Annotated in this window: 24 protein-coding genes; 7 read left to right on the forward strand and 17 right to left on the reverse strand. The window is 64.0% G+C overall.

Features of this window, described 5'->3' with window-relative positions:
- The first annotated feature begins 197 nt into the window (after window positions 1–197).
- From KEC45_RS13860 to KEC45_RS13880, 5 genes are all read left to right on the forward strand, one after another.
- Window positions 198–710, forward strand: a complete 513-nt coding sequence (locus tag KEC45_RS13860; RefSeq protein WP_252171116.1) for a hypothetical protein — start codon at window positions 198–200, stop codon at window positions 708–710.
- A gap of 64 nt (window positions 711–774) precedes the next feature.
- Window positions 775–1,122: a hypothetical protein gene (locus KEC45_RS13865; RefSeq protein ID WP_062178104.1), complete on the forward strand. Its 348-nt coding sequence runs from the start codon at window positions 775–777 to the stop codon at window positions 1,120–1,122.
- 38 nt (window positions 1,123–1,160) lie between these two features.
- Window positions 1,161–1,658 (forward strand): hypothetical protein, encoded by a 498-nt coding sequence (locus KEC45_RS13870; protein WP_062178102.1) that lies wholly within the window; start codon window positions 1,161–1,163, stop codon window positions 1,656–1,658.
- Window positions 1,598–2,185, forward strand: coding sequence for a JAB domain-containing protein (locus tag KEC45_RS13875; RefSeq protein ID WP_062178098.1), 588 nt, complete (start codon window positions 1,598–1,600; stop codon window positions 2,183–2,185). Before KEC45_RS13870 ends, KEC45_RS13875 begins: the two co-directional genes overlap by 61 nt.
- A gap of 149 nt (window positions 2,186–2,334) precedes the next feature.
- Window positions 2,335–2,697, forward strand: a complete 363-nt coding sequence (locus KEC45_RS13880) for a winged helix DNA-binding protein (RefSeq protein ID WP_062178094.1) — start codon at window positions 2,335–2,337, stop codon at window positions 2,695–2,697.
- A gap of 173 nt (window positions 2,698–2,870) precedes the next feature.
- Here the strand turns inward: KEC45_RS13880 and KEC45_RS13885 are convergent, their stop codons facing one another.
- The 12 genes from KEC45_RS13885 to KEC45_RS13940 form a co-directional block, all read right to left on the reverse strand.
- On the reverse strand, window positions 2,871–5,201 hold the full coding sequence (locus KEC45_RS13885; RefSeq protein WP_062178091.1) for an EAL domain-containing protein: 2,331 nt from the start codon (window positions 5,199–5,201) through the stop codon (window positions 2,871–2,873).
- A 209-nt stretch (window positions 5,202–5,410) separates the two neighbouring features.
- Window positions 5,411–7,858, reverse strand: coding sequence for a fimbrial biogenesis outer membrane usher protein (locus tag KEC45_RS13890; RefSeq protein ID WP_062178088.1), 2,448 nt, complete (start codon window positions 7,856–7,858; stop codon window positions 5,411–5,413).
- A 47-nt stretch (window positions 7,859–7,905) separates the two neighbouring features.
- Window positions 7,906–8,661, reverse strand: coding sequence for a fimbria/pilus periplasmic chaperone (locus KEC45_RS13895; RefSeq protein ID WP_238586566.1), 756 nt, complete (start codon window positions 8,659–8,661; stop codon window positions 7,906–7,908).
- Between the two features lie 129 nt (window positions 8,662–8,790).
- Window positions 8,791–8,958, reverse strand: a complete 168-nt coding sequence (locus KEC45_RS13900; RefSeq protein WP_193749108.1) for a hypothetical protein — start codon at window positions 8,956–8,958, stop codon at window positions 8,791–8,793.
- Window positions 8,959–9,030: 72 nt separating this feature from the next.
- A complete protein-coding gene (locus KEC45_RS13905) occupies window positions 9,031–9,591 on the reverse strand; it encodes a hypothetical protein (RefSeq protein WP_062178083.1) in 561 nt (186 codons plus the stop codon).
- Window positions 9,592–9,739: 148 nt separating this feature from the next.
- Window positions 9,740–10,675 (reverse strand): hypothetical protein, encoded by a 936-nt coding sequence (locus KEC45_RS13910; protein ID WP_152682296.1) that lies wholly within the window; start codon window positions 10,673–10,675, stop codon window positions 9,740–9,742.
- A 98-nt stretch (window positions 10,676–10,773) separates the two neighbouring features.
- Entirely contained in the window at window positions 10,774–11,136 is a 363-nt protein-coding gene (locus KEC45_RS13915) for a hypothetical protein (protein WP_152682295.1), read from the reverse strand.
- A 62-nt stretch (window positions 11,137–11,198) separates the two neighbouring features.
- Window positions 11,199–11,807, reverse strand: coding sequence for a hypothetical protein (locus KEC45_RS13920; protein ID WP_062178076.1), 609 nt, complete (start codon window positions 11,805–11,807; stop codon window positions 11,199–11,201).
- A 139-nt stretch (window positions 11,808–11,946) separates the two neighbouring features.
- Complete coding sequence (locus tag KEC45_RS13925; protein ID WP_062178072.1) at window positions 11,947–12,573, reverse strand: response regulator transcription factor; 627 nt, start codon at window positions 12,571–12,573, stop codon at window positions 11,947–11,949.
- Window positions 12,574–12,662: 89 nt separating this feature from the next.
- On the reverse strand, window positions 12,663–12,947 hold the full coding sequence (locus KEC45_RS13930) for an Hpt domain-containing protein (RefSeq protein WP_062178069.1): 285 nt from the start codon (window positions 12,945–12,947) through the stop codon (window positions 12,663–12,665).
- Complete coding sequence (locus KEC45_RS13935) at window positions 12,940–13,311, reverse strand: response regulator (protein ID WP_062178066.1); 372 nt, start codon at window positions 13,309–13,311, stop codon at window positions 12,940–12,942. The genes KEC45_RS13930 and KEC45_RS13935 overlap by 8 nt, the downstream gene beginning before the upstream one ends.
- Window positions 13,308–15,431, reverse strand: a complete 2,124-nt coding sequence (locus KEC45_RS13940; RefSeq protein ID WP_193749106.1) for a CHASE3 domain-containing protein — start codon at window positions 15,429–15,431, stop codon at window positions 13,308–13,310. The genes KEC45_RS13935 and KEC45_RS13940 overlap by 4 nt, the downstream gene beginning before the upstream one ends.
- 260 nt (window positions 15,432–15,691) lie before the next feature.
- On the opposite strand from KEC45_RS13940, the gene KEC45_RS13945 reads away from it, so the two are divergent.
- Window positions 15,692–16,603, forward strand: coding sequence for a LysR family transcriptional regulator (locus tag KEC45_RS13945; protein WP_062178061.1), 912 nt, complete (start codon window positions 15,692–15,694; stop codon window positions 16,601–16,603).
- A 95-nt stretch (window positions 16,604–16,698) separates the two neighbouring features.
- A complete protein-coding gene (locus KEC45_RS13950; RefSeq protein ID WP_083435671.1) occupies window positions 16,699–17,943 on the forward strand; it encodes an acyl-CoA dehydrogenase family protein in 1,245 nt (414 codons plus the stop codon).
- 22 nt (window positions 17,944–17,965) lie between these two features.
- Here KEC45_RS13950 and KEC45_RS13955 read toward each other — a convergent pair whose 3' ends face one another.
- The 5 genes from KEC45_RS13955 to KEC45_RS13975 form a co-directional block, all read right to left on the reverse strand.
- Window positions 17,966–19,303 carry a hypothetical protein gene (locus KEC45_RS13955; RefSeq protein ID WP_062178055.1) on the reverse strand — a complete coding sequence of 446 codons (1,338 nt, stop codon included), beginning with the start codon at window positions 19,301–19,303 and terminating at the stop codon, window positions 17,966–17,968.
- A 12-nt stretch (window positions 19,304–19,315) separates the two neighbouring features.
- On the reverse strand, window positions 19,316–21,472 hold the full coding sequence (locus KEC45_RS13960; RefSeq protein ID WP_083435670.1) for a polysaccharide biosynthesis tyrosine autokinase: 2,157 nt from the start codon (window positions 21,470–21,472) through the stop codon (window positions 19,316–19,318).
- Window positions 21,473–21,494: 22 nt separating this feature from the next.
- On the reverse strand, window positions 21,495–22,352 hold the full coding sequence (galU, locus tag KEC45_RS13965; RefSeq protein WP_062178052.1) for a UTP--glucose-1-phosphate uridylyltransferase GalU: 858 nt from the start codon (window positions 22,350–22,352) through the stop codon (window positions 21,495–21,497).
- A 158-nt stretch (window positions 22,353–22,510) separates the two neighbouring features.
- A complete protein-coding gene (locus KEC45_RS13970; RefSeq protein ID WP_252171117.1) occupies window positions 22,511–23,608 on the reverse strand; it encodes a hypothetical protein in 1,098 nt (365 codons plus the stop codon).
- On the reverse strand, window positions 23,517–24,788 hold the full coding sequence (locus tag KEC45_RS13975) for an aldehyde dehydrogenase family protein (protein WP_062178046.1): 1,272 nt from the start codon (window positions 24,786–24,788) through the stop codon (window positions 23,517–23,519). Before KEC45_RS13975 ends, KEC45_RS13970 begins: the two co-directional genes overlap by 92 nt.
- Between the last annotated feature and the right edge of the window lie 142 nt (window positions 24,789–24,930).

Genomic DNA, 24,930 nt, shown 5'->3' on the forward strand with positions numbered 1-24,930 from the left:
GAACGGTTTTAGGTTAACATCGGAAATGGCCGAATTTGGGCAAGGCGCATGGAATATGTTATCCCTTGTTAAGGAAACATTGCGCCAAGCATGTTCCTGACAGCACGAGAAATGACTAACCGAGCGGAATGAAAGTCGTGGCCTCGCATAGCCCATCACCCGGAGACTTTGATTTCCTGACAGAGAAGCAGGTCGCTGTGCTCGACCTGCTGGCGAACAATCGAACCAGCAAGGAAATTGCCTGGACGCTCGGCGTGTCCGAAACCGCCGTCAACCGCCGGGTCGAGGTGATCCGATCGCGCCTTGGCGGCGTCACGCGCCAGGAAGTGGCCCGGCGTTACCGTGAATGGAAGGCGACCAAAAGCAGCACCGCCGCACCGACGAGCCGTGACAAGTCATTGAAAGACAAGGATACCACATGTGTAGATTCTGAAACCCGGATTCTACAACTGGCCGGCGACCCGACAATCGACACAGAAACGCCTCAGGACGGCGAGGCTTCCGCCGCGACCTTCGAGGACCCGGTCACAATGTCGATCGACGCGCCTTGGAAGGAGTGGAAGGAGCCCCGCATTGTCCCGAGGGTGCTCGACGGCGATAATGCCACTTTCACCCGCGGCGCCGCGATCGGGATCTTGCTGACCCTGATTCTCGCCAGCCTGATCCTCGCGATCACGGTGGCACAGTCGCTCGCGGATGCAGTGCGCTAGCCGACCCTGAAGGACTGGACAGAATTGGGGGGTGGGGACGAGCGCCGCCGCCAAGGGGAATATTATGACCATCGAAGCCGCCAAGCCTGCTCCGGCCTATATGGCACGGATTCGTAAGCAGATCCGCGATGCCGAAGCCAAGGCCGACGAGAGCCTGATCGCCAAGCTTGAACTGATGAGCTCGATTCTTCGGGCACGACAGGTCGAGGATATGCCCGCACCGCACGTCGGCCAGGACGCGATCATCCGCATCGGCCGCGCAGTCGCCTCGGACATCAGCTCGGCGAACGATATTTTCCGTTCGCACAATGCGCTTGTCGATGCGCAGACGCAGATCACCGGATGCCCGCCGGGCCATGGCGACACGCTTGCCTTTGTCGATGAAGACGGGAAGCGTCAGGCAGCCGCCTGATCCTTGACGCCGCCCGGCAGGAGGCTCACCACCATCCGGTGGACCCTTTTCTGATCATCAATCTTGTCTCGGTTGGCTTTCTCAGTGCGGCTGCGCTGCGCTGGGGAGCCGGTCCGGAAAAGATATGTGCGGCGGCGATCTTCGCGATGACCTTCGGCGACCCCGTGTACCATCTTTTGGTGGCACACGGCCCCAGATACGGGACGGTCGACGTCGGGCATTTCATAATGGACGTTGCCGTTGCCGCCGTCTTCACGGGCGTCGCGCTTCGGGCGAACAGGGTTTACCCGATATGGCTCGCGGCCTTTCAACTGGTCTCGCTCCTCTCGCACTTCGCGCGCGAGGTGACCGACTTCTTTCCCAAGCTCGCCTACGGGCTGATGAGCTATGGACCCTATTACACGACCCTGCTGATCCTGGCTCTGGGCATAGCGGCGCATGCGCGGCGGAGCCGACACCTGGGGCCATACCGGTCGTGGCGACGCTCCTCGAACCATTCGCGGGCAAGCGAGCTGGCGCAGCAGCCGAACGGCTGATCGGACATTTCGGCGGACTTGGCCGTGCCCTTGCAGCCTCGCACGAGCAGCTCGGTGCAGCCCTTAGTGAAGACCCCGATGTTGTCAGTTCGATATTGGCCGCGCGCAATCTGTTCGGTGCGGCGCTCCACGAACAGGTCAGCCGCACGCGTATATCGGCCGACGACCCCGATTACCGGCGCTATCTGCGCTTTACCATCGGCAAGGGGACGGTCGAACGGCTGCACGCGACCTTTGTCACGGCCGACTGGTGCTATCTTGCCGACGACCAGATCGCTCTTGGGACGACATCTCAAGTCGCCATAAATCTGCGCTTCCTCCTCAGCCGAGCCTTTGACGTCGGCGCGCACGGTGTCCTCTTGGCGCATAACCATCCATCAGGTTCCGCCGAGCCAAGCGCCCGTGACATTAGCCAGACGCGCGTCATCGCGCGGGTCATGCGCATGGTCGAGATCGAGTTGCTCGATCATCTGATCATCGGGGCCGACGCAATCGTCAGCATGAAAGATCGGGGGCACCTCGCATGACCGGCCGTTCGAGAAAAATATCGCTCGCGGCCGGTTTCGGCCACCCTTCTCACGCGACTGTCGAAACAGGTGTCTACGGCGGCCGTGCACACGCCCCGCGCGCCGAGGAGGCAGTTGACGCTGGAGCGGCTCCCGAGCATCGGGCCCAAATGGCCGCAGTCGCCAAGGCCGAATATGCTGCGCGTCGTCGCCGCGACAGGATATTCGCCACGGACCTGTTCGCCGATCCGGCGTGGGACATGCTGCTCGATCTTTATGTCCAACGGCATCTGTCGCGACCGGTGAGCATTCACAGCCTCTGCATCGCCGCCGCGGTGCCTCAGACAACTGCTCTGCGCTGGATCGGGAAGCTAGATCGCTCCGGACTAATCGTCCGCCGCCGCTGTCCCTATGACAATCGCGTCATCCATGTGTCGCTGAGCGACGAAGGCCTGAACGTGATGGAGCGCTATCTTGTCGGCCAACTGGGCGAAAGCGGTACCGCCGCCGGTCCACGACCAACGCTCAGTTGAGTGAAAGCCATAGGAGACCGCAGCACCGCAGTCGTTTGCGCGGTGATCAGAAGGCGGAACGCAAAATCGGTACGGTGAGGATCGAAAGGGGCCGGCCGACAGATCGATATGGCGGTCGATCTGATCCGCGATGCCGTGGCCGTTGCCGGACGTCCGACGGCAAACTGCACCCCCTATTGTCCGACGACGCGCAGGAAACCTGGGATGCCCACAACCGCCTCTGCCGGCCCGCCAAACAGAAACCCTTGCGCCTGCGGACAACCTTCCTCGAGAACCATGCGACGCTGCTCCTCGGTTTCCACCCCTTCCGCTACCACTGGGAGATCAAGGCTGCGGCCGAGCCCGACGATCGCACGGATGATCGAGCGCGCCGATTCATCGTCGGTCACATGGCTGACGAAACTCCGATCGATCTTGATCTTGTCGAACGGAAAGGCCTGAAGGTTCGACAGTGACGAATAACCCGTACCGAAATCGTCCATCACGATCCGCACACCGAGGGCCTTTAACCGGTGAAGCGTCGCGAGCGCGCTCTCCCGATCCCGCAGCATGACGCTTTCGGTTACCTCGAGTTCGAGCCGATCGGCGGCAAGCCCGGCCTGAGTAAGGGCATCCTCCACAATTGCAGCCAGATTGGGCAGCTGAAACTGCACCGCCGACACATTGACCGCGATGTTGACATGCTCCGGCCATTGCATGGCAGCGGCACATGCCTCGCGCAGCACCCACTCACCTATTGGGATGATCGCGCCGACATCTTCGGCGATCGGCACGAAGATTTCGGGAGGGATCGGCCCACGCGTCGGGTGCGCCCAGCGAAGCAGCGCCTCATAGCCGACGATGCGCCCGCCCGATGTCGCAACGAGCGGTTGGTACATGAGACTGAGCTGGGCGCGCGTAATGGCGTGGCGGAGATCATGTTCGAGTTCGCGACGTTCGCGGACGAGTTGATCCATTTCAAGATCGAAGAAGCAGGCCATCCCGCGGCCGCGCTCCTTCGCCCGATAAAGCGCAACATCAGCATGGTGACGAATGGCCTCAGCACCGGCCGCATCGCCAGGGAAGAGTGCGACCCCGATGCTCACGCCCACCGCCATCGGGTCGCGTGTGATGTCCATCTTCGCGGCAAAGGCATCAAGAATGTCGCGCGCGAGCCGCCGCGCATCAGGCAGATCGTCGATGCCGCGTTGGATAATCAGAAATTCGTCGCCACCGATGCGCGCGACAAGATCCGCCTCGCTGGTCACATCGCGGAGCAGCGCGGCGACCCGACAAAGGATCGCGTCCCCGGCCGCATGACCGAAGATGTCGTTGACCGCCTTGAAACGATCGAGATCGAGCGCGAAGAGCGCAAAACTCTCTCCGCTTCGGACCAAGCCATCCAGTACCGCAGTCAACCGCGCGCGATTGGGGAGCCCGGTCAATACGTCATGGGCGGCGAGATGTTCGACCTGAAGTTCAGCGCGCTTCCGCGCCGTGAGATCGCGCACCGCGAGCACTTCGCAGCGACGTCCACGATATTCGACGGCATGCGTTGCGACCTCGACGATCAGATCGTCGCCCTCACCGCGAGTGATGACCGCCTCGGCTGCTCCCGTCCGCGGGGCTGAGAGGTCCTGACCGTCGACAGGTGCCAGCCAGCGACCGGGGTCGCTCCCAATCAGTTCAACCGGCGATACGCCAAGAAGCGCGGCAAGCTGGCCATTCGCCTCGACGATCCGGCCTCGGCTCAGAATAGCCAGCCCTTCGAGCGTCGCCTCGGTAAGGCCCCGCAAATCGGTAAGCATACGATCAAGGAAAGCGCCTCCCAGAACCACAGCAATCAGGCCGAGCGTCGCCGCGACGATCGCAACGATCAACCATTCATGCCCAGCGACGGCCGCAGGATCGAATCTGGCGGGATCGGGTGCGAGAACAGTTGCCGACATCGCTGTGAAATGAAGCGCAACAACGCCGGCGACCGAAAGCAGTGCGGGCAGGATGATCCGCCATTGCCCGGCCATCCGACCGAAAGCGAACAGCGCGAGACCGAAGCAGGAGGCGAGAATCAGGAAAGCGACCGCGATCGCGCCAAAATCATATCGGACGACCGCGGGCGCAATGATCGCGGCCATGCCGATGAAGTGCATCGCGGCAACACCGATGGCGGCGATGAGGCCGGCCACCATAGAAGCCGGCGGTTCGAAATTGCGGCCTGCGACGAGAAAGCTCAACCAGAAGGCGAAGATCGCGATCGCCACGGAGAGCATCGTCAGGCCGGGATCGAAGCTCAACGGCATCGATCCGTCATAGGCGAGCATCGCGATGAAATGGGTTGCCCAGACTCCGACGCCCGCCGCGACCGCAGCAACCGCGACCCATTGTCGGCGGCGCGTCTCCACGCAGTCGATCGAACGCGCGAGCAACAGGAACAGCGCGGCGCTGCCAAGTATCCAGACCATCGCTGCCAGAAGGACGAACCGCAGATCATGCTGCCCGACAATACATTCGAAAACCCTGAACATGAATCACCCCCCGTTTCGGCAAAGATCATCCGGAGGGGCTAAATTCGCCGTTATGGTCGGACGAAGAGACTTATCCGGATCGGATCAATTGGGCCCCAAGGAAGAAAGCATCGACGGCATCGACGGACTCGCGATGGAGATCAGGCAAACTCGACGAGCATTCGGGCCTGACCGAAAGAATCCTGCCTTCACGGTCCATCATAAAGCGATCACGGCCTGTTCGGAATGAGGTCTCCCGCTGCTATAGTGCGATCGGCGCCATCGGGGATCGTCAGGATGAATTGCGTCCGGTCCGGGTCGGTCAGGGTGATCCGCCAGCGCCCGGGCGCGAGACCGGTCGCACCGAACCGGCCAGCGCCGTTGGTGAACAGCGGGACGGGCTCGCGCTCGGGATGCGCCTCCTCCACCGCGCTGCCGGCGACCAGCGCGATCGGTTCGCCATTGGCGCCAAGCAGGCGCCCGACGGCGCTGATCATATAATCCGATCCCACCGTCAGCCGGTATCCGCTGCGATAGCCGGGCAGCAGCCGGAACGATCCCTCGCCCAGGTCGGTGCCGATCGGCGCGTCGGGTGCGGTCACGAGCAGATTGCGCTCGCTGTAGCTGCTGAGGCTCGGTTGCAGCGCGGTGCCAAGTGCGCCGCTGTTCGCGGTCGAAAAGCGGCCGTTGGCGTCGATGAAGATGTTGGTGCCTTGAAGCGAAGGGTGTGCACTTACGATGGCGAAACTGTCCTGGATCGGGCGCCCGATCGAGAAGGCGCCGTCGGCGACCGCGAGCGAGGTGCCGAAGCGTAGCGAGGTGCGCTGGCTGGTCGATCCACCCAGATCGCGCTCGAACGTCCCGAAATGGCTGAAGCCGAGTTCGGCGCGGTTGCTGTAATAGATGCCGTTCGCCGTGGTCGCGACGCCAAGGTCGCTATGCTCGACATCGGCACTGAAATTATACGCACCCGTGCCCGAGCCATGATAGGTCTGGTACGTCATGCGCTTGCGGTCGTTGCGGCTGTCATAGTCCGCGCGCACGCTGGACGCGCGATCGAGGCGGAAGACAAGCGACAGAAAGACGCCGACACGATCCTGCCGGCCGGCACGCTCGTAGCTGACGTCGCCGGTCAGGTTAAAACGCGGCGAAATGCGCCAGCCGCCCGTCGCGCGCAGGCTCGCGACATTGGGCTCGTCAGCACGCCCGCGCGAATAGCGTGCATCGAGCCCCGCATAGAGCGCGTCATTGATCGCGCCATTATAACTCGCGCCCGCGACATAGCGGTACGGATTCGACGGTAGACCGACGCCGATCGGCGCGAAGTTGCGGCTGCGCGCCTCGAACGACAGCGACAGAGCGTCAGCGCCGCCGCTGCGCCGCGCAATCGTGCGCTGAAAGGTCAGGATCGACGCCCAGCCCGACCCGATATCCCTGACGTGCGAGGCCGAGGCAAAGCCGCCGAACGAACCGATCGGGGTCGCGATCACCGCCTCCGCACCCCCCATCCAGCCGCCGCGATCCGCCTGCGCATTGACGCCGAGGGTCAACTGGTCGCTGACCCCGCGCCGATAGAAGCCGCTGAACGCCATATCGTCGCTATAGACCGGGCCACGCCGGCCGAGCGGCGCAAGCACCCCGGCATAAAGGCCGAACTCGCTGAGCCCTTCGGCAAGCTGCGCCTGATCAAGAAAGATGTCGAAATTGAAGGATTCGGTACGCCCGGCATCGTCCGTGATCGTGAGGCGAACGTCGTTCGAGCCTTGGGTAAAGGGAAAGTCCTTAAGGTCGAACGTTCCCGGGTCGAGTTCGAGGCGCCGGACAAGCTGGCCGTTGACGCGCACTTCGACGACCGAGCGCCGCTCGATACGAAAGCTGCGGTTGCCACGCGGACGGATGATCCGCTGCGGGTCGAGCAGCGAATAGAAGCGCGACACCGACAGGCCGCTGATTTCCGGCGCCGCCTGAAAGCCACGCGCGAGCGTCTGCAAATCACCGCCCGTCCAACGCACAAGATTGTTGCGGTCGTCATAGACAAGGCGCGTGCCGCGGCGCTGGAAATCTGCGCCGCGCGCGCCGGCCTGCCAATTCGCTTCGCTTTCGAGCACGACTCCGCCGAGACGCGCGGCGCCGTCGAGGAAGGTGATCGGCGCGGCCAGTCCCTCGTCGCTGCCCTGCTGCACCCAGTCCATCGACCCGCGGATATTGAGATAGGCGCTGAAATCGGCGGGCGCGATATAGTTGACGGTGCCCCGCGCCGCGTCGTCGCCAAGCGTGACCGACCGGCTCGCGCGGCTGGCGGGCGCGATCTCCATCACCAATTGCAGCGTTTGGGGGTCGTAACGAATTCCAACGCCGACGCCCTGGAGGTCGGTCCGCGTGATCGTACCCCGTTCGGCAAGACGCGCACGCAACCGATCGACGAGCACGGGCGCGAGCCGCGGCGCCAGCAGCGCGAACAGCCGTTCGGCCGAAAAGCTCGCCTGCCCGCCGGGTTCGAGCGTCAGCGTCGTGTCGCCAAGATAGGCCTGTCCGTCGAGCAGCGGCGCGGTCAGCACGACGGCACGGCCGGTCGCGTTGATAGCCGCGCCGTCGGCGCCCGGGTCGATGACCACGCGGGAGCCGGCGTCGGGCGTGCCCTGCGCCTGGCTGGCGACTGGAATCGCCGAGGCAGCCAATAAGAATCCTGCAACGAAAAGAGGGTTCATGCGACCCGCCGGTGTCTTCAGCTATCGGGCGTGAACAGCGCCTCGATCCGCCCACCCGGTTGCGGAAGGCGCATGGGCAAGGTCATCCGGCGCGTCTGCCCGCCGCCGATCAAACCGTAACCGAGCGTTTGCTGAAGTTCGGGCCCCGAAATTTCTTTGCGGAAGATTTCCTTTCCGTCGGGCGCGAACTGGACGACGCGGACGCGGCCGCGCGACAGATAGCCGTGCGCAGCCGATGCATTGGCGACCGCGATCACCGGCGCCGGATTGCCCTCGGCGTCCTTGCCGATTTCGGCCGACGCGATCGACAGAGCGGGTTTGACGCCGTCGGGCGAGACGCTGACAAGAATCTGGAAATTATAGAGAAGCTGGACATTCGACTGGGTGTCGTTCGTCTGCACCGGCAGCTGCGCCGCGGTAAGGAAATAATGCTTGCTGCGTGCGAGCGCCGGTTCGCCGACATATTGCACGCGAAAGCTCTGCCGCTGGCCCGGCTGGATCAGCGTCTGCGGGGGAAAGATCGACAGGTCGCCCGGATCCTTGCCGGTTGCGTTGACGCCATCGGGCGTCAGGTCGAGCCCCTCGACGCGCATTTCGACCGGCAACGGCTTGTCGAAGGTATTTTCGACCGTCACCACCTGGCTCATCGCGCGACCCGAGGTCGTGAGGTCGATGACCACCGGCTGGACGACCATTGCATAGGTTGCGACCGATACGGCGGCCGCGATCGCCACAGCGACCAACGCGCCACCAAAACTCCTGAGCAACTGCAATGACCTACTCCTCGCCCGTTGCCCCACCCGCTGGCGCGACGATGGACCGAAGCCTGTAATCCGCCAAGAAAGAAATTTAGTAATCATAGCGTTATCCATAAAGGCGACCGGCTTTCCGGCCGGCCGCCTTCATTTGGGAAGAGGGACCCCCAACCAGTCGGCCCGCCGCCCGAACGCGGGCATGTCGGCCATTCGTTCATATTCCGCTGCGAGAAAAAGCAGTTCGGCCTGCTCCTGCGGTTCGGCGTCAAGCGCGCGAAGGCGGAGTTCGGCCGCTAGGGCTTTGGGATTTCGCATGACCATATCCTTTAAAAGGCTAATCCCGGCAGGCCAGTGGACGTTGGCCTGCCGGGAACACCCCCCCAGGTGTCAGGCGGTCGGAGCGATCGTGATTTCGACCTTGCCGGCATAGGTGCCGGCGTCGAGGATCGCCGTCGAATCTGCGGTTGCGCCGCTGCCAACGGTCAGCGTGATGTTGTTCGAGACGGCAGCGAGACGATCGCCAACCTGACCCGAAGTCGCGCCCGAGCTCAGCGACTGGTCGGCGACCGAGGTCGTGCCGCCCTTTGCGCCCATCGCAACGAGCGTCGCGGTGTAGTGCACGGTGTTGGTGTAGCCGTTCGGCGAGTTGGTCGCGGCAGCATTCACCAGCGGCTTGGCGTCGACCGTGATCTTTGGGTTCGCGCCGTTGCACTTCACGGTGAAGTTGCGGCTGAGGCCCCCGGTGTTGCCCGCGAAGGCAGGGTCGACGGTGCCGTCGGCCTTGGCAAGTTCGCCGAGCGTGATGCTGCCGGTGATCGGCGTGACGGCCGAGCAGCGAGCGGCGACGGTACCGGTCACATCGACCGAACCAGCGGCAGTCTGGGCGAAAGCGGGAGCAGCGGCGAAGGTCGAACCGATGATCAGGGCCGAGAGAACAAGCTTTTTCATTTCATATCTCCAATCGAAAATCCTGAGGGGCTCATCGCCCCGACGAGTTGGAGATAGGCCGGATCCACGCCCGGCAATATTTAGCGTCCGGCAAAAACGAAGCTAACTTCGGGCATCATTCCCTATACCCGACGATATAGCGAGAGGGTCAGAGCCCGGCGCAGCTGGTCGCCGAGCTTGCGGTGACGATCGGCGTGAAGGTGATGCTGATGATGTCGCTATAGTTGGTCGCGGGCGTCTTCGCCGATCCGCCTTCCTTTAGCGTCGCACGCAGCGGCAGCACCCCAGCGCTGCCGTCCATGCCCGCGCGCGCGCAGGTACGCGTGCCGAAACCGCTGTTCGAGCTTATATCCTGCCCAAGGAAACGCGCGCTGTAACGGATCGTCTGTGCCGCGTTGGACAGGTTGCCGCCGGGATAGGTCAGCTTGAAATCATTCTGCGAGCGCATCTTGACCTCGAACGGCCCCGAACTGCGCACGCGCAGCGAGTTCGCCGCCGAGGTCGTGTAGCGATCGGGCGCCGCGAGCACCGCCGCGGTCGTCGCGTCGCCGATCTCGCCGAAATCGAGCGGCGATCCGGCGTAATATGCCTGCAGCGCGCTCACCGTGTTGACGTTGATCCGGATCGATCCGGTATCGCGCGTCGGGACCGACACGCTCGCCATGCCATTCTCGCCCGAACAGATATAAAGGAGGTCGAGGATGATCGGATCGCCCGCCGACAGGTCGGTCCCCGGCGGCACCGTCACGCGCAGGTTGAGCGGCGTCGACGTGTCCGCAGCGAGCAGGCTGCCGAAATCATAGCGGATCTCGCCCGCCGCGCCCGCACCACTGTCCTTCGAATTCAGCGAGCGCGGACGTCCGGCAGTCGCCCCCTCTGGATAGATGACGCGATAGCCGTTGTAAGTAACGTCGAGCGCGGGGGAGCCCGAGGGCGATACGATCACCAGGCTGACCTCCCGCGTGCGGCCGAGGATCAGGCCCCGGTTGCGGCGGAGAATCAGCGGGACCGTCGCTTCGGACAGGCCGCCGGGCGAAAAGGGATCATAGGTGATGCTGGCGGGTGCGGTCGCGGCGCCGGTCACACCGCAAACCGATGATATCTGCGATTGGGCGGCCGCTGGCTCTGCGAGCGCGAATCCGAACGCCAATCCCAGCGCTGATAAACCGGTCGTCCAAACCCTCATAGCTGAGGTGTTACGACGATCTCCAATGCTGTGCGAGCGGAGAGTGATGCGGCGGCGACGGGCCGCTCTGTGGCTGCGGGAACTCGCTTTATCAGCAATCCGTCCGAATCGACCATCCGCACTTCCGACGCCAGAACCGGCCGCCCGTGATTGCAGATCGCCCGTGCCGAAATCACCTTCGGCGCCGCGTTCGTCGCGACGATCTTCATCGGATCGACAACCCAGCATCGCGGGGCGACCTCGCCGTAAACGGCGATCTGATTGACCTCTTCGGCCATTGCCGGCGCCGCAAGATTCAGCCCCGTCAGCACAAGCGCGACGCGAGCGATCCGGTTCGAAATCAATCTCGTAGGTGTCATATCGAACCCCGAAATAGGGTCCGATAGTTAATAAGGGCGGATTCGAATTGTTCAACATCGCGTTAAGGACTGACACTGACGGTGATCGAGAGAGTATCGGTGTAGCGACCCGCGGCGAGCGTGTCGGTTCCCGAGTAAGCCGGCGCGCTGACACGCAGATACGAACCGTTCGCCTTGGTCGAAGCGCCGCCAAGGCGAAGCCCGGCGGCCGTGCTCGCCGTGCCGGCGAAGGTGCAACTGCCGCCCGCGGCGAGCGTCGCGGCGGCACAGCTCGCCGAGGCGTTCGTGCCATTGTCGGCCGCCACATAGAGCGCGACATTATAAGGCGCCTTGGTCTGGTAGCCGGTAGCGCCCGTCGCGGCATTGGCCATGCCGCCATTGGCCGACGACACCGCGATCCGCGATGCGCCGGAGCAATTGAGCTGGATCGCGAAATCCTTGGTAAAGCCGCTCTGGTCGAAATCGGCCTGGTCAATGGCGCCCGACGGTGCACCCGACGTCGCGAAACCGCAGCGGCCGAGCACCGACGCGCGGACCTCTACCCCGACTTCGATGCTGTTAACGGCTCCCTGCCCCGCGGCATAAGCGGTCACCTGCGCATGCGCGTGCTGGCTGGCGATCACACTGATCACCGCCAAGGCCAGCAAGAAAAGGGTGCGCAAAAAGCCCATGAATCGCCTGTCGTCGGTGACGGCCCGATGCCGCCAACTTGATCGAAAAATGCGCTAACTCTTGCGCATGCGATATTCACCGGGAGGCGACAAAGGCGCTCCCCAACGGCTAAAACGGCTTATATCTTTCGGTATAGATTCAGGCGCCGCGGTCCTGCGCCAAAAGGATCAATTCGGTGCGGCCACGGATGTTAAGCTTATCAAAAACCTTGTGAAGATGAACCTTCACCGTCCCTTCGGTCAGCCCAAGCTCGTCGGCGATTTCCTTGTTGCGCAGCCCGCGCCGCGCCAGCGAGGCAACCGCACGCTCACGCCCGCTCAGCGCCTCGAACGGGTCGCGTGGAGCGTCCGGCGACATCGCCTGTTCCATCACGCGCTGCATCACGTCCTGGTCGAGCCAGCGCCGCCCCTGCACCACGCTTTCAAGACAGGTCAACAGGTCGCGCGGCGCGGTCGCCTTGATGACGATGCCGTTGATCGAAAGCTGGATCGCCTCGCGCGCAAGTTCGTCGTTGAGACCACCGGTCAGCAGGACGACGGGCCGGTTGTCGCCGCGGCTGCGCAGCGTCCGCAGCACGTCGAGCCCGCTGCGTTCGGGCATGCCGTTATCGAGGATCAGAAGATCGGGCCGCGCGCTGCCCAGCGTTTCGAGTACCGCAGCGCCGGTGTTGACCGTCGCCACCACGTCGAAATTCGTCTTGTCGAGAAGCGCCGTGATGCCTGCCATGGTCAGCGGGTCATCGTCCGCCACGAGCACTTTCGTCATGTAACTCCACCGACATGCTGTTGGGATTTATATATTATCACTCGCTGCGGGCCGCGGTCCACCCCGTTGCGGTTACCCGAATTAACCAATCAGCGCCCATTCATCGCGCCGAGCTGGCCAAGCAGGTCACGCGTCAGCCCTTTGACGTCGTCGGGCGACCGTCCGGCATCGATTGCTTCCTCCACAGCGCGCGCCGCGTCACCGATCGCGCCATAGCCGAACATGCCCGCGCGCCCGGCGAGGCTGTGCGACAGGCGCGACAGTTCGGCCCGGTCCCCGCGCTCCAGACTATCTTCGATCGCCACACCCGTTTCAGCGGCCTGCGCCGCGAAGCGTTCGGCAAGGGCGGCGAGGCGAGCGTCGATTTCACCCATCGAGGAACGTCCGCACCTGCCGCGCCAGCGTCATCGCGTCGAAGGGTTTCGCGATGACACCGCGCGCGCCGAGTTCGCGGAGCCGCGCCACTTCGTGCGCCTGCGTCCGCGCGGTGATGAAGACCACGGGAATGGCCGTCGTCGCAGCGTCCTGCCGCAGGATTTCGAGAACGCCTGGCCCGTCGAGTTCGGGCATCATCACGTCGAGCAGGATCAGGTCGGGCTGCCAGTCGCGCGCCGCCTTAATTCCCTCGCGGCCCGACCCGCAGGTGCGAATATCGAAATCGGCATCGAGCGAAAGCGCCATCTCGGCGACTTCGCGAATATCCGCTTCGTCGTCGACATAGAGGATTTGGATGCTCATTTACCGCCTCCACCGTTGCCGCGCCCCGAAACGATACGCCCACTCACCTCGCTGACCAATCGGTCGAGACTGGCGCGCGATTTTACGAGGACCAGATCGATACCGTTCTTCGGCGCTCCGTCGACTTCCTGTGCGGTGAAGAGAATGATCGGCAAGGTCGGCGATCGTTTGCGAAGCGGTTCGACCAAGTCGGTCCCGCAGCCGTCGAGCATCCCGATGTCGAGAATCGCGGCATCATAGCGCGTGCGCCGGATCGCGGCCCGCGCCTCCGCGACGCTGGGCGTCGAATGGATCATCGCCTTGCCGTCGAATGCGCTGGCCACCACCGCGAGCATGTCGGGGTCGTCGTCGACGTGGAGCACGACCGGAAGCGCGCGATCCGTTCGCTGGCTTGGTTCGGCCGCGTCGGGCGCGGGCGCCATGCCCGGGGTCTCCGCCGCCGGCAGGTCGACATGAAATATACTGCCCGCGCCCTCGACACTCTCGAAATCGACCGCACCGCCAAGCCGTACGACAATCTCGCGTACGATGCTGAGGCCAAGCCCGGTGCCGCCCTTCTGGCGCGAATCCGACGCATCCGCCTGCGCGAACTTTCCGAAGATGCGGTTGCGAAATGCCTCGGGAATGCCTTCACCGCGGTCGATGACGCTGATCCTGTAACGCCGATCGAGCGGTGTTACGCGCACCGTCACCGCTTCACCGCGCCGCGAAAATTTGATCGCATTGGAAAGCAGGTTAGTCACGACCTGCATCAACCGATCCTCGTCCGCGAGGACGGCGGCCTCCGGCGCGACGGTTTCGACCTGCACCGATACGCCATATTCGCCCGCAAAACCGGCCGCCTGATGCGCCGCAGCCTCCAGCAGCGGACCGAGCGCCAGCGGCCGGACATCGAACTGCATCCGCCCCGCTTCGATCTTCTCGATATCAAGGATATCGTTGATCAACCGCACGAGACGCGCGGCGTTGCTGTGCGCAATTTCGACCAGTCGCGCGGCCTTCGGGGGAATTTCCCCCGCCGCTCCACCGCTGATGAGTCCCAGCGATCCCGCGATAGAGGTCAGCGGTGTCCGCAATTCATGACTGACCGTCGCGACGAATTCGCCCTTCATCTGTTCGATTTCGCGGCGGTCACTGATGTCGCGGATCACGGCGACGAACAAGGTGGCGTCGGCAAGATGGACCGGGCTGACCGACACTTCGAGCGGAAAAGTCTGGCCATTCTGGCGGCGACCGACGAACTCCTGGATCTGTCCGTAGCTTTCCTTGCGGTTCGCCTTCAGGCGGCGCAGGAAGGTCTCGATCTGTCCGCGGTCGGGCGCGATTTCGAAAAGTGCCCCGATGTCGCGGCGCAACAATGATTCAGACGGTACGCCGAACATATTGGCCGCCGAAGGATTCAGGCTTTCGATGCTCCCGCTCGGGTTCAGCACGATCATCCCGTCCTTGGCGCTGTCGAAGATCGCTTCCTGACGCGCGGCCAGATCGCGGGCGCGGCGATGCGCCCTCTTCCGCGCCAACTGGCTACGCGCGATCAGGAAAGCCGCGAGCGCGAGCAGCATGATCAAACCGACCTGCAAGGTGAAGGTCCGCTGCCGCAGACGTTCGCGAGCATTATTCGCGAGCACGGTTCGCTGTTCGAGTTTCGCTCGCTCGCCTTCGGAAATCGTGCCGATCAGCGTGCGGATATGGTCCATCGACCTCTTGCCCTCGCCGCCCGTTATCAGCCGCGCCGCCTCGTCGCGTCGGCCCTCTTCGACGAGCGCGATCGTTCTCGCGACAAAGCGACGTTTCTCGATCGACGTGCGTTCGAGCTCGGCCATCAGCGCCGCCTGACCGTCGGCCCCCGCGAATTTTTCGAAGGCTTCGAAATTGGCATCGATCCGCGCCTCGGCACTCCGGTACGGCGCGAGAAAGCTGGGATCGCCGGTGATGACATAGCCCCGCTGCCCCAGTTCGATATCCTGATGCAGCGTCAGCACCGCCTGCAAAACGGCGCGCGCATTATAGGATTCGGCAACATCCTGCCTCAGGCGCGCATTCTGTTCGAAACCGCGGTCGGTCGCGAGCGAGAGGAACGACAGGATCAACAGCACGCCTATCGCGGCGGTGATCAACACCCAATTCGCTTTTCCTGCCCGCAGCCAGGCTGATGCACGACCCATCAATGCAAGTCCCAACCTACCGGACCAAAGGGCCCGTTCGACGGTATCGATAGCAGAAGAGAAACGGCGATGCATTGAAAAGGGATGGTTAATCAATGGTGTCGCGACATTATAACGCAAAGGGCAAGACGGACGGCCTAGCCACGGTTTCCTTCCGGATCATTAGCGATTAGGGCCGATAATCCATCACATGTCACGTCGCGGAGGAGGACGTCTTGCGCCAGCTCGCCAGGTTCGATCTCAACCTGCTGCGGATATTCGACGCGATCTTCGTCAAGGGCGGCGTATCGGCGGCGGCACGCCATCTGAACCTGTCGCAGCCGGCGATCAGCCATGCCCTGACGCGCCTGCGAACGCAGTTCGACGACCCGCTGTTCGTGCGGCAGGGCAACGGGCTGGTGCCCACCCCGGCGGCGCGCGCTATCGCGGGGCCCGTTCGCGAGGCGTTGCGCGGGCTCGATGCCGCGCTCGATGCCGCCGCATCGTTCGACCCGGCCGAAGCGTCGCGCGAATTCCGTATCGGCGTGCGCCTTTCGGGCGAAATGCCGCGCTTCTCTTCGCTCGTCGCGCGGGTCCGGCGCGAAGCCCCGCATGTCGCACTCGCCAGCGTGACCTTCCGCCGCCGAGATCTGGTGATGATGCTCGCGAGCGGCGACCTCGACCTCGCGCTCGATGTCGCCCTGCCCGCGGACGACCGGCTCCAGCGGCATTATCTCGGCACCGAGCCTCTCGTCATCGTGGCGCGCATAGGGCATCCGCGCGTCGACGGCGCGATCGACCTCGATACCTATCTCGCGCTCGAACATATCATCGCGACTTCAAGACCCTATGGTCCCGGGATCGAAGACATGGCCTTGGACCGCATGGGCCTGTCGCGGCGCGTCGCGGTCCGCTGCCAGCATGCGATCACCGCCTGGCAAATCGTCGCGGCATCGGACATGCTGTTCTCGCTGCCGCGGTCGCATGCGGAGGTTCTGGGTGCGATGTGGCCGATGCAACTCGTTGACCTGCCGTTGCCGGTCGAACAGGGCGGCAGCTATCTTTACTGGCATCAGGCAGCGCAGGCCGACCCGGGTCTGGGCTGGCTGCGCACGATCATCGCCGACGAACTGGCGCAGCCCGCATAGTTATTCGCGATACGAATATCCTATATTCATCCATATCATTTTCTTCGATAACATGGTGCGACTAAGGCTGCGGGCGAAACCAGCGGAGAATTGTCATGACCGAGATCGAACTCGAAGCCGAACTCAACGACCTCAGAATGTCGAAAGAAGCGCAGCCGCTGTTCGATGCGGTCAAGCGCCACATCGCCGAGAATGTCGACCCGATCACCGAGGAGTTTTTCCGCCTCGGCGAAGGCCGCGCCGACCGCTGGAGTTGGGCGCCAGGACAGCTCGAACTGCTGGAAGGCGCGAAGAACAAGGCGAAGGCCGCGGGCCTCTGGAACTTCTTCCTGCCGCACGGCGATACGGGCACCCCGCTCAGCAATCTAGACTATGCCTATATCGCCGCCGAACTCGGCAAGTCTCCGCTCGCATCGGAATCGCTGAACTGCTCGGCGCCGGACACGGGCAATATGGAAGTGCTCGAAATGGTGGGCACGCCCGAGCAGAAGGAGCGCTGGCTTAAACCCCTTTTGAACGGCGAAATCCGCTCGGCCTATGTCATGACCGAACCCGACGTTGCCTCGTCCGACGCCAGCAATTTGGAAACGAGCGCGGTGCTCGACGGCGACGAATGGGTGATCAACGGCGAGAAATATTTCATCAGCGGCGCCGGCGATCCGCGCTGCAAGATCCTGATCTGTATGCTCAAGACCAACCCCGAGGCGTCGCGCAAGGGACAGCATTCGCAAATCCTGGTGCCGATGGACACGCCCGGCGTGAAGGTGCTTGGCCCGATGCGCGTCTTTGGCGCCGACCATGCGCCGCAGGGGCATATGCACATGCGTTTCGACAATGTCCGCGTTCCGCGTGAGAATATCCTGCTCGGAGAGGGCCGTGGGTTCGAGATTTCGCAAATGCGCCTCGGGCCCGGGCGCATCCACCATTGCATGCGCACGATCGGCAAGGCCGAGGTCGCGCTCGACCTGATGGTCAAGCGGGGCAATTCGCGCACCGCCTTTGGCCGCCAACTGTCGCAGCTCGGCAAGAATCTGGAGGTTATTGCCCGCGCGCGCGTCGAGATCGAAGCGATGCGCCTGATCGTGCTGAAGGCCGCGAAGGCGATGGACCTGCTCGGCAATCGCGAAGCGCGCGTCTGGGTTAGCATGGCGAAAGCGATGGTCCCCGAACGCGCCTGCCAGATCATCGATCAGGCGATCCAGATCCACGGCGCCACGGGCATCTCGCACTGGACGCCGCTCGCCGATCTTTACGCAGACGTCCGCCATCTACGCTTCGCCGACGGTCCGGACGAGGTTCATTATATGGTCGTCGGACGTGAAGAGCTGGGGCGGCACTGAGCCGCTTCCGGCGCTCGCCCGCTCAGCCGCGGGCGAGCTGCAACGCGCGGACGCGTGGCGGTGCCGCGCGGGCCGCGTGGATGGTATAGCCGCAGAGCAACCCGTAGAGCGCGAGCCCCTCGACCTGCCAAAAGGGCATCGTCGCCATGTTGAGCAGGAAGAAAGCGAAATGCGCGGCGAGCAGCTTGAAGCGTTCGCCGCGTGCCGAAGCCGCCGCGGCGAACATCGCCGTCCATAGCGTGACCATCGCCCCGATCCCGAACCAGCCGAGTTCGTAAAGCGTCGCGACCAGCGTGTTGTGCGGATAGACCTTGAACACGCCTTCCCAGCTCTCCGGCCCCAGGCCGAACAGATGCTGGATCGGCGTGCCTTCGGCCCAGGCGTAGATATAGCTGCTCCAGATCAGCGGGCGCGCCGACATCACCTGCCGTTCGAGGAGATCGAAATCGCGCGGCGGTTTGATCATGCCCGCCGGGTCCGCGAGGAAGGCGGCGAGATCGGTGAATTTCTCGCTGTAGAACAGCGCCGCAACCGAGACGAACAGGACACCCGCCACCGCCGCGCTCACCGCCATCGCGGCGCGCTGGTCGCGCCGCACACTCATCGTCAGCCCGCTTAGGAACACTGCCAGGGCGAGCGGCGCGAACGCAAGGATTGTCGTGCGATAGCCTGCGAGCAGGACGCCGACGAAGGTCGCGGTCAGGAAAGCGACGCGGACCGCGCGCGGCGCCGACTTCGCAAAACAGCCGACGAGAAAACCCGTCATCATCGCGACCGAAAAGGCCGCCTCGTGATTATAGCCGCCGATCCAGACCAGCCCGTCGCCATCCTCCGATCCTTTCGGCAGGTTCAGCGCCAGCGAGAGCATCTGGAAGACAAGCAGCGGCAGGAACGAAACCATCGCCCAGCCTAGGAAGCGCGCTTCGGGATCGACGCGCAGCGCCTGGAACACCGCGATCATGATGACGATCATATAGGCATATTTGACCGCCGCGTTGATTCCCCCGGCCGCATCGCCGTTGAGGCCGGCGCTGACGAGCGCGAGCAGGATCAGCGCATAGACGGGCAGCAGCCATTTGAGCGCCAGATTGGCGGGCCGCACCACGAAGAGCAGCCCGAACGCCGTCACCCCGATCGAGAGCAGCGCGTTGCCCGAAAGGCCGGCCGCCAGCGGCTTGAACATATAGAGGTGATAGGCACCGGCCGTATATCGCATCCACAACGCCACGACGACGAAGGCGCCCGCCACGCTGCCCGCCCGCCGCGCCGCGATGACGAGCGAGACGAGCAGCACCGCCGTGACCGGCAGCAGGATGCCGAGTCCGAATGACGGACCATAGGGTAACGCCTGTCCGGTCACGGCGCCGCCCGATCAGTCGGCATAATAGGAGCGATACGCCTTCATAAAGGTGCCGCCATCTTCATATCCCGCCCGCTCCTGCTCGCGCACGTCGACCAGTGTCAGCACCGCGCCCAGCATTTCTGCGTGGACGTCGTAGAGCCGCCGCAGCGCCACAGAAACCGCCTTCGACGGCGTCTTGCGCCAGCGCACCAAAAGCACCACGCCGTCGGCCATGCTGGCAATCACGCGCGCCTCGTCCACCGGCAGCACCGGCGGCGTGTCGAGGATGACGAGGTCGTAGCGCTCGCGCACCTGCTCGATCAGTTCGGCGAGCCGCGGGCTTTCGGTCAGGCCAACACCCTTGGAATCGATCCGCTGGGGCAGAAGGAAAGCGCCCGACAGGCTGTCCTTGACGATCGCCTGATCGAGCGTCGCCTGGCCCGCGAGCACCTCGTCCAGCCCAAGCGTCACCCCATCGGTGAATTGCCGGCTTGAGGCGCGGCGGCGCGCGTCGGCATCGATCAGCAGCACTTTGCCGCCCGCAGCGGCAACCGCCCGGGCGAGACCCATTGCGGTGGTCGTCTTGCCCTCGCCCGGCACCGCTGAAGTGATTGCGACGACGCGGATCGGACTCGCTGCTTCGGCGAACTGGATCGACGTGCGGAGCGTGCGAAAAGCCTCAGCATAGGTGGATTGTGGACGCTTCAGCAACAGCTCCGCCGGGGGTGCCGGCGGGCCCAGCTTGCGATAGCCCGGCAGTGTGTTGGCGTCGGGGATCGAAGCAAGCGTTGAAAGCCCCAACATATCCTCGATCGCGTCGCTTGTTTCGATGCCGCGTTCGAGCAACTGCAGCAGCACAACCAGCAACACGCCGATACCCAGCCCGCCGACAATGGCCATCGCGGCATAGATGAGCATGTTGGGCGAACTCGGCGCACCGGGTACGCGCGCCCGGCTGACGATGTAGGAATCGCTCTGCTCCAGCCCCGCTTGAGCGACCGTCTGGCGATAACGATCAAGAAATGCCTGATAGAGGGTCCGTGAAGATTCGGCGTTACGTTCCAGTTCGCCCAGCCGGACCGATGCCTCGTTATCACTGGCAAGCTTGCCCTGCGATTGCGCGACCGAACCCGCGAGCGAACCCGCGCGCTGGTTGGCGATGCTCGCCTGGATCGAGACGTTGGCGACGATACGCTGCACTTCGGCCGCGATCGCCGCGTCAGCGGTGCGAAGCTGATTCTGCGCCTGCATCAGCGCGGGATGACGCGGACCGTAGCGTTTCTCGAGCGCCGCAACCTCGCGACCCGCTTCGGCACGCTGAGCACGGAGCTGACTGACCACCGGCGAATCGAGTGAGTCGCCCAACTCCTCGCCGTTCCGTCCGCCGGCAAGCTGCGCGCGAGCGGCCGAGAGGCGCGCCTGTGCCGCGGCATTTTCCGCTTTCGCCTGAGCGAGCTGGGTCGAAAGGCCCGAGAGCTCCTGCTGCGTGATCGTGCTCGCTTCCGAGACGGCGAAAAGATTGTGCGCGGCGCGATAATCCGCGACTTCGCGCTCGGCGCGCAGCAATTGCGTGCGCAGTTCCTCTAACCTTTGTTCGAGGAATTTGCTCGCGCGCTGCGTCGCGTCGGTCTTGGATCCGACCTGCCCCGACACATAATCGTCGACCAGCGCATTGGCGATCTGCGCCGCCTGCACAGGCGTGCTGCCTTCGTACGATACGCTGATCGCATAGGAGAGGCCGTCGCGTTTCACGGTCAACCCACCGAGCAGCGTGCCGATCGCGCGCTGGCGACCGATCAGGTCTGGCTGCGCCGTTGGCTGACCCTCACCGGCCGCATTGTTGAACGCCGGATCACGGGCCAACCGTAACCGATCGACCACGCGCCCAATCAGTTCGGGCGAACGTAGGGCCTGCACCTCGGTATCGACCGCAGCGGAATCGGGATCGGACGTCGGCACCACCGAATCAACGTTGATCACGCGCTCGGCCGTCCGTTCGAGCGCAACCTGTGCGGTCGCGAGATAGCGCGGTTCAGCGGCAATATAAGCGGCCGCGGCGATGACGATCGCCGCGGCCATCGCCGCACAAAGCACCATCCATCGCCGGCGCAGGACTCCGCCGACACGGCGCAAATCGATCAGCGCGCCGCGATCGACCTGCGGGTCTGCTTGCCGGCTGCGCGGCATGTGTCGTGTAACTGCGTCCATATCACGCCGCGGCCAGGAACGCGCGCACCGCGGGCGCGATGTCGGGACGGGCCAGTGCCAGCGCCAGCGTCGCGGTCACGAACCCGCTCTTGTCGCCGCAGTCGTACCGCTTCCCTTCGAAGGTGACGCCGTGGAACGGCTGCTGGCCGATCATCCGCGCCAGCGCGTCGGTGAGTTGGATTTCACCGCCCGCGCCTTCCTCCTGGCTGCCGAGGACATCCATCACCTCCGGCTGGAGGATATAGCGGCCGATGACGGCAAGCCGCGACGGCGCGACGTCTGCTGCGGGCTTTTCGACCAGCCCCCGGACTTCGGTGACCGCCCCCGCACTCACGCCCGGCGTGATGATGCCGTATTTATGCGTATCCTCCGCCGCAACTTCCTCGGTGCAGATGAGGTTGCCGCCGAGCTCCGCATAGGCGTCGACCATCTGCTTAAGGCACCCGGGCTCGCCGACCATCAGATCGTCGGGGAGCAACACTGCAAAGGGCTCGTCACCGACGAGACGACGGGCGCACCACACGGCATGACCCAGCCCCAGCGGCTCCTGCTGCCGCACGATATTGATGTCGCCCGGCGGCGGACGGGTGCCGTCGAGCGCGGCAAGCGATTTGCCGCGCCGCGCCATCGCCTCTTCGAGTTCGAAGGCATGGTCGAAATGATCTTCGATCAGGCTCTTGCCGCGGCTGGTCACGAAAATGAACTGCTCGATGCCCGCCTCGCGGGCTTCATCGACCGCATATTGAATCAAGGGCCGGTCGACGACAGGAAGCATTTCCTTTGGCATCGACTTGGTCGCCGGAAGGAACCGGGTTCCAAGGCCGCCGATGGGGAACACGGCCTTGCGTATCTTTCGCATCTTTTCACCCTTTTCTGGTCACTGGGTTCCCCCCCAAAAAACCAGCTTTCGGATTGTGCAGACACGATCGTCTCGCGCTGACGGACGGCAACTGCGCCTTTACGCTGCATTGCAGCAAGAGCCCGGCGTCGAAGCGTGTGCAAAGTGCGCCGGGCCATTCAGAGCGTCGGAGGTGTACCAACGAAGGACACTCCGCCCGGCACCGAACCGCCACCTCGCGAACGCCATAGCTGGGTACCGGGCGGAACATTGATGTCGTGCGAGCCGATGATGATCCGCGCCGCACCATTGTGGACGTCGAAGATCGGCCAGCCCCGATCGCTCTTTACGACCAGATGCTCGATATGGATGGTCACCGGTTCGCTCGCGCCCCGCGCTCCCATGATCGTGAAATGGTTTGTGTCACCGATCCCGCCGATCTTGACGGGGTCGAGACTGGTGAGCCGCGTCGCGCGAATACTGGACCACAGCCGAAAATTACGTGCATTCCGGCCGCTGATGCAGTCATCGAGCGTCGTTTCGGTCGATTTGAGATCAAATCCGCCATCGCTGTTGTCCCACGCGGCGCATTGTCGGAAGAGGAAGCGCGAATTGCCGCGCTCGGTCGAGAAGCCGTCGCCGTTCCAATATTGGCGGGGCTTACGCTGCCATTGAAACCCGCGCATCAAGCATCGTTCGATCCGGAAGTCGTGGGCGGTGCCGTCGAAGGCGATACCCACCGGCAGATCGGTCTTACCGGTCGCGAGCGTCCCGGAAGCGCTGACATCCTCGATCACGCCGTCATGACTGTCGTAGCGAATGCGGGCGAAGCTGCGGCGGAGATTGCTCGCCCGCGCGCCGCTGACCCGGAGCCCCGCGCAGCCTGCGCTTACTCGATCAGGCGCCGCACCATTTTCGATAACCCGGTAGCCGCCATCGACCTGGATGCCGGAAATCACGACATCGCGGACCGGCTCGCGGATCACGAACAGGCCGTTGCCGACATTGCTCGCCCGCACGCCGCGATAGACCCCGCCCGATTGCGCGAAATAGACCGGCTCCCCGCCCGCGACGACCGAAACGGCACTGGCGAAAAGAGAGGGGGTGCCATCCATAGGCCATGGCTTTTGATGTGGCGTACCGCGCGGCACCAGCCATATGCGGCGTTGCGTGGCGCGGCCGGGATCAGTGTAGTGCGGGCGCTGCCCCGCCCAGATCGTCGCCGGTTTCGCGCGCGAAGCGGCGAGCGAAATCGGGCCAGGGCTGGCGATACACATGCCGGATCCGGCTAAATCGGCGGAAGCCCGCTTCGCCATGGTCGATGTTAAGTGTCATGCCCGCGTCGGGTTTTGCCGCCGATGGCGCCCGACCGTCGATCGCGATGGCCGACGAAAGCGTATGTTCCAATATGTGCCGACGCTCCGCAGCATCGCGACCGAAATAATAGATGGCGAGCGGCGGCGGACGCCGGTGGATCGTATCGATCGCATCCTCGATCCGCGCATAGTTCCGCAGCGGCAGGATGGGCCCCGTGCTATCCTCCTGCATCACCAGCATATCCTCGCTGGCGTGGCGGATGATGTGGAGCGGCGCCGCCGACCCGCGCGGCTGTGCCGTCATCACCTCGCCCCCGCGCGCGCGCGCGTCGTCCAATAGCCGCGCCAGCCGCTGCTGATCACCCTCGGTCGATGGCGCATCTTCGGCAACCGGCTGCATCGCCGCACGCCACAGCCATGCCGCGATCGCCTCTTCCTGTTCGTCGGGCACGAGAAGATAGTCGGGCGCGAGCGGCCCCCGTCCGTCCTTGAGCCACTTGCGCGCGACCACATTGTCGGCCGCCTTGGCAAAGTCGGCCGAACGGCCGAAAATGGCCGGCGACTTGCTCGACCGCGCGATCGTTACCCCCTCGCCGTCCTGGGGCTCACTCGTCACCAGCAGGTCGAACGCCTGTTCCGCAAAGACGTCGCCGGACGCTACCGCCAGTTCGAGCATATCAAAGAAGCCCGGCGCAAGATCGCCGATCAGCCGCGCGAGTTGCGGCGAAGCAGCGTCGAATTTCAGCATCACCCGATTGCCCGCGGCGAGCGCGCTCGCGACGATGCTGGCCGTCTGGAGCAGCGGCAAGGAAGCCGGCGCAGATATGCCGATGACCCCGAGCGGCTGATATTCGGCATAGTCGCCGCCCCCGCCCAATCGCGCGAGCAGCCCATGCCCGCCTTCGGGACGCATCCAGCGGCCGACATTGGTCATCGAAGCGCGCAGAGCCGCGATCGCCGGCTTCACTTCGGTCAGCATCGCCGAATCGGCATCCTGATTCGCCTGATCCGCAGCGAGCGCCAAACAGAGCGCATCGGCATTTTGTTCGATCATCAGCATCGCGCGCCGCAGCCGGTCGCGGCGAATGGCCAGCGACACCGGCAAGTCGGCGAAAAATGCCGCGCGTTGCGCTTCCAGCATCCTGCCCTTCCCACCACTTATCCCGTCTGGCTTCTACTCCGACGCCGACCCGTGGCAAGTTCAAGTCGAAACGTTTCGTCGCATTGCAGCCAAATCGCCTGACCATCGTTTAGGCAAAGCCGCGAATTATCTGCTTATAATA

Origin of the sequence: Sphingopyxis sp. USTB-05 (genome assembly GCF_023822045.1) — a bacterium.
Lineage (GTDB): Bacteria > Pseudomonadota > Alphaproteobacteria > Sphingomonadales > Sphingomonadaceae > Sphingopyxis.

What these genes read in the sequence shown, in the direction of transcription:
- KEC45_RS13865 (WP_062178104.1), top strand. Translation starts at nt 775, where the DNA reads ATGACCATCGAAGCCGCCAAGCCTGCTCCGGCCTATATGGCACGGATT.
- KEC45_RS13880 (WP_062178094.1), top strand. Translation starts at nt 2,335, where the DNA reads ATGGCCGCAGTCGCCAAGGCCGAATATGCTGCGCGTCGTCGCCGCGAC.
- KEC45_RS13885 (WP_062178091.1), bottom strand. Translation starts at nt 5,201, where the DNA reads ATGTTCAGGGTTTTCGAATGTATTGTCGGGCAGCATGATCTGCGGTTC.
- KEC45_RS13900 (WP_193749108.1), bottom strand. Translation starts at nt 8,958, where the DNA reads ATGCGAAATCCCAAAGCCCTAGCGGCCGAACTCCGCCTTCGCGCGCTT.
- KEC45_RS13905 (WP_062178083.1), bottom strand. Translation starts at nt 9,591, where the DNA reads ATGAAAAAGCTTGTTCTCTCGGCCCTGATCATCGGTTCGACCTTCGCC.
- KEC45_RS13915 (WP_152682295.1), bottom strand. Translation starts at nt 11,136, where the DNA reads ATGACACCTACGAGATTGATTTCGAACCGGATCGCTCGCGTCGCGCTT.
- KEC45_RS13920 (WP_062178076.1), bottom strand. Translation starts at nt 11,807, where the DNA reads ATGGGCTTTTTGCGCACCCTTTTCTTGCTGGCCTTGGCGGTGATCAGT.
- KEC45_RS13925 (WP_062178072.1), bottom strand. Translation starts at nt 12,573, where the DNA reads ATGACGAAAGTGCTCGTGGCGGACGATGACCCGCTGACCATGGCAGGC.
- KEC45_RS13930 (WP_062178069.1), bottom strand. Translation starts at nt 12,947, where the DNA reads ATGGGTGAAATCGACGCTCGCCTCGCCGCCCTTGCCGAACGCTTCGCG.
- KEC45_RS13935 (WP_062178066.1), bottom strand. Translation starts at nt 13,311, where the DNA reads ATGAGCATCCAAATCCTCTATGTCGACGACGAAGCGGATATTCGCGAA.
- KEC45_RS13950 (WP_083435671.1), top strand. Translation starts at nt 16,699, where the DNA reads ATGACCGAGATCGAACTCGAAGCCGAACTCAACGACCTCAGAATGTCG.
- KEC45_RS13960 (WP_083435670.1), bottom strand. Translation starts at nt 21,472, where the DNA reads ATGCCGCGCAGCCGGCAAGCAGACCCGCAGGTCGATCGCGGCGCGCTG.
- galU (WP_062178052.1), bottom strand. Translation starts at nt 22,352, where the DNA reads ATGCGAAAGATACGCAAGGCCGTGTTCCCCATCGGCGGCCTTGGAACC.
- KEC45_RS13970 (WP_252171117.1), bottom strand. Translation starts at nt 23,608, where the DNA reads ATGTGTATCGCCAGCCCTGGCCCGATTTCGCTCGCCGCTTCGCGCGCG.
- KEC45_RS13975 (WP_062178046.1), bottom strand. Translation starts at nt 24,788, where the DNA reads ATGCTGGAAGCGCAACGCGCGGCATTTTTCGCCGACTTGCCGGTGTCG.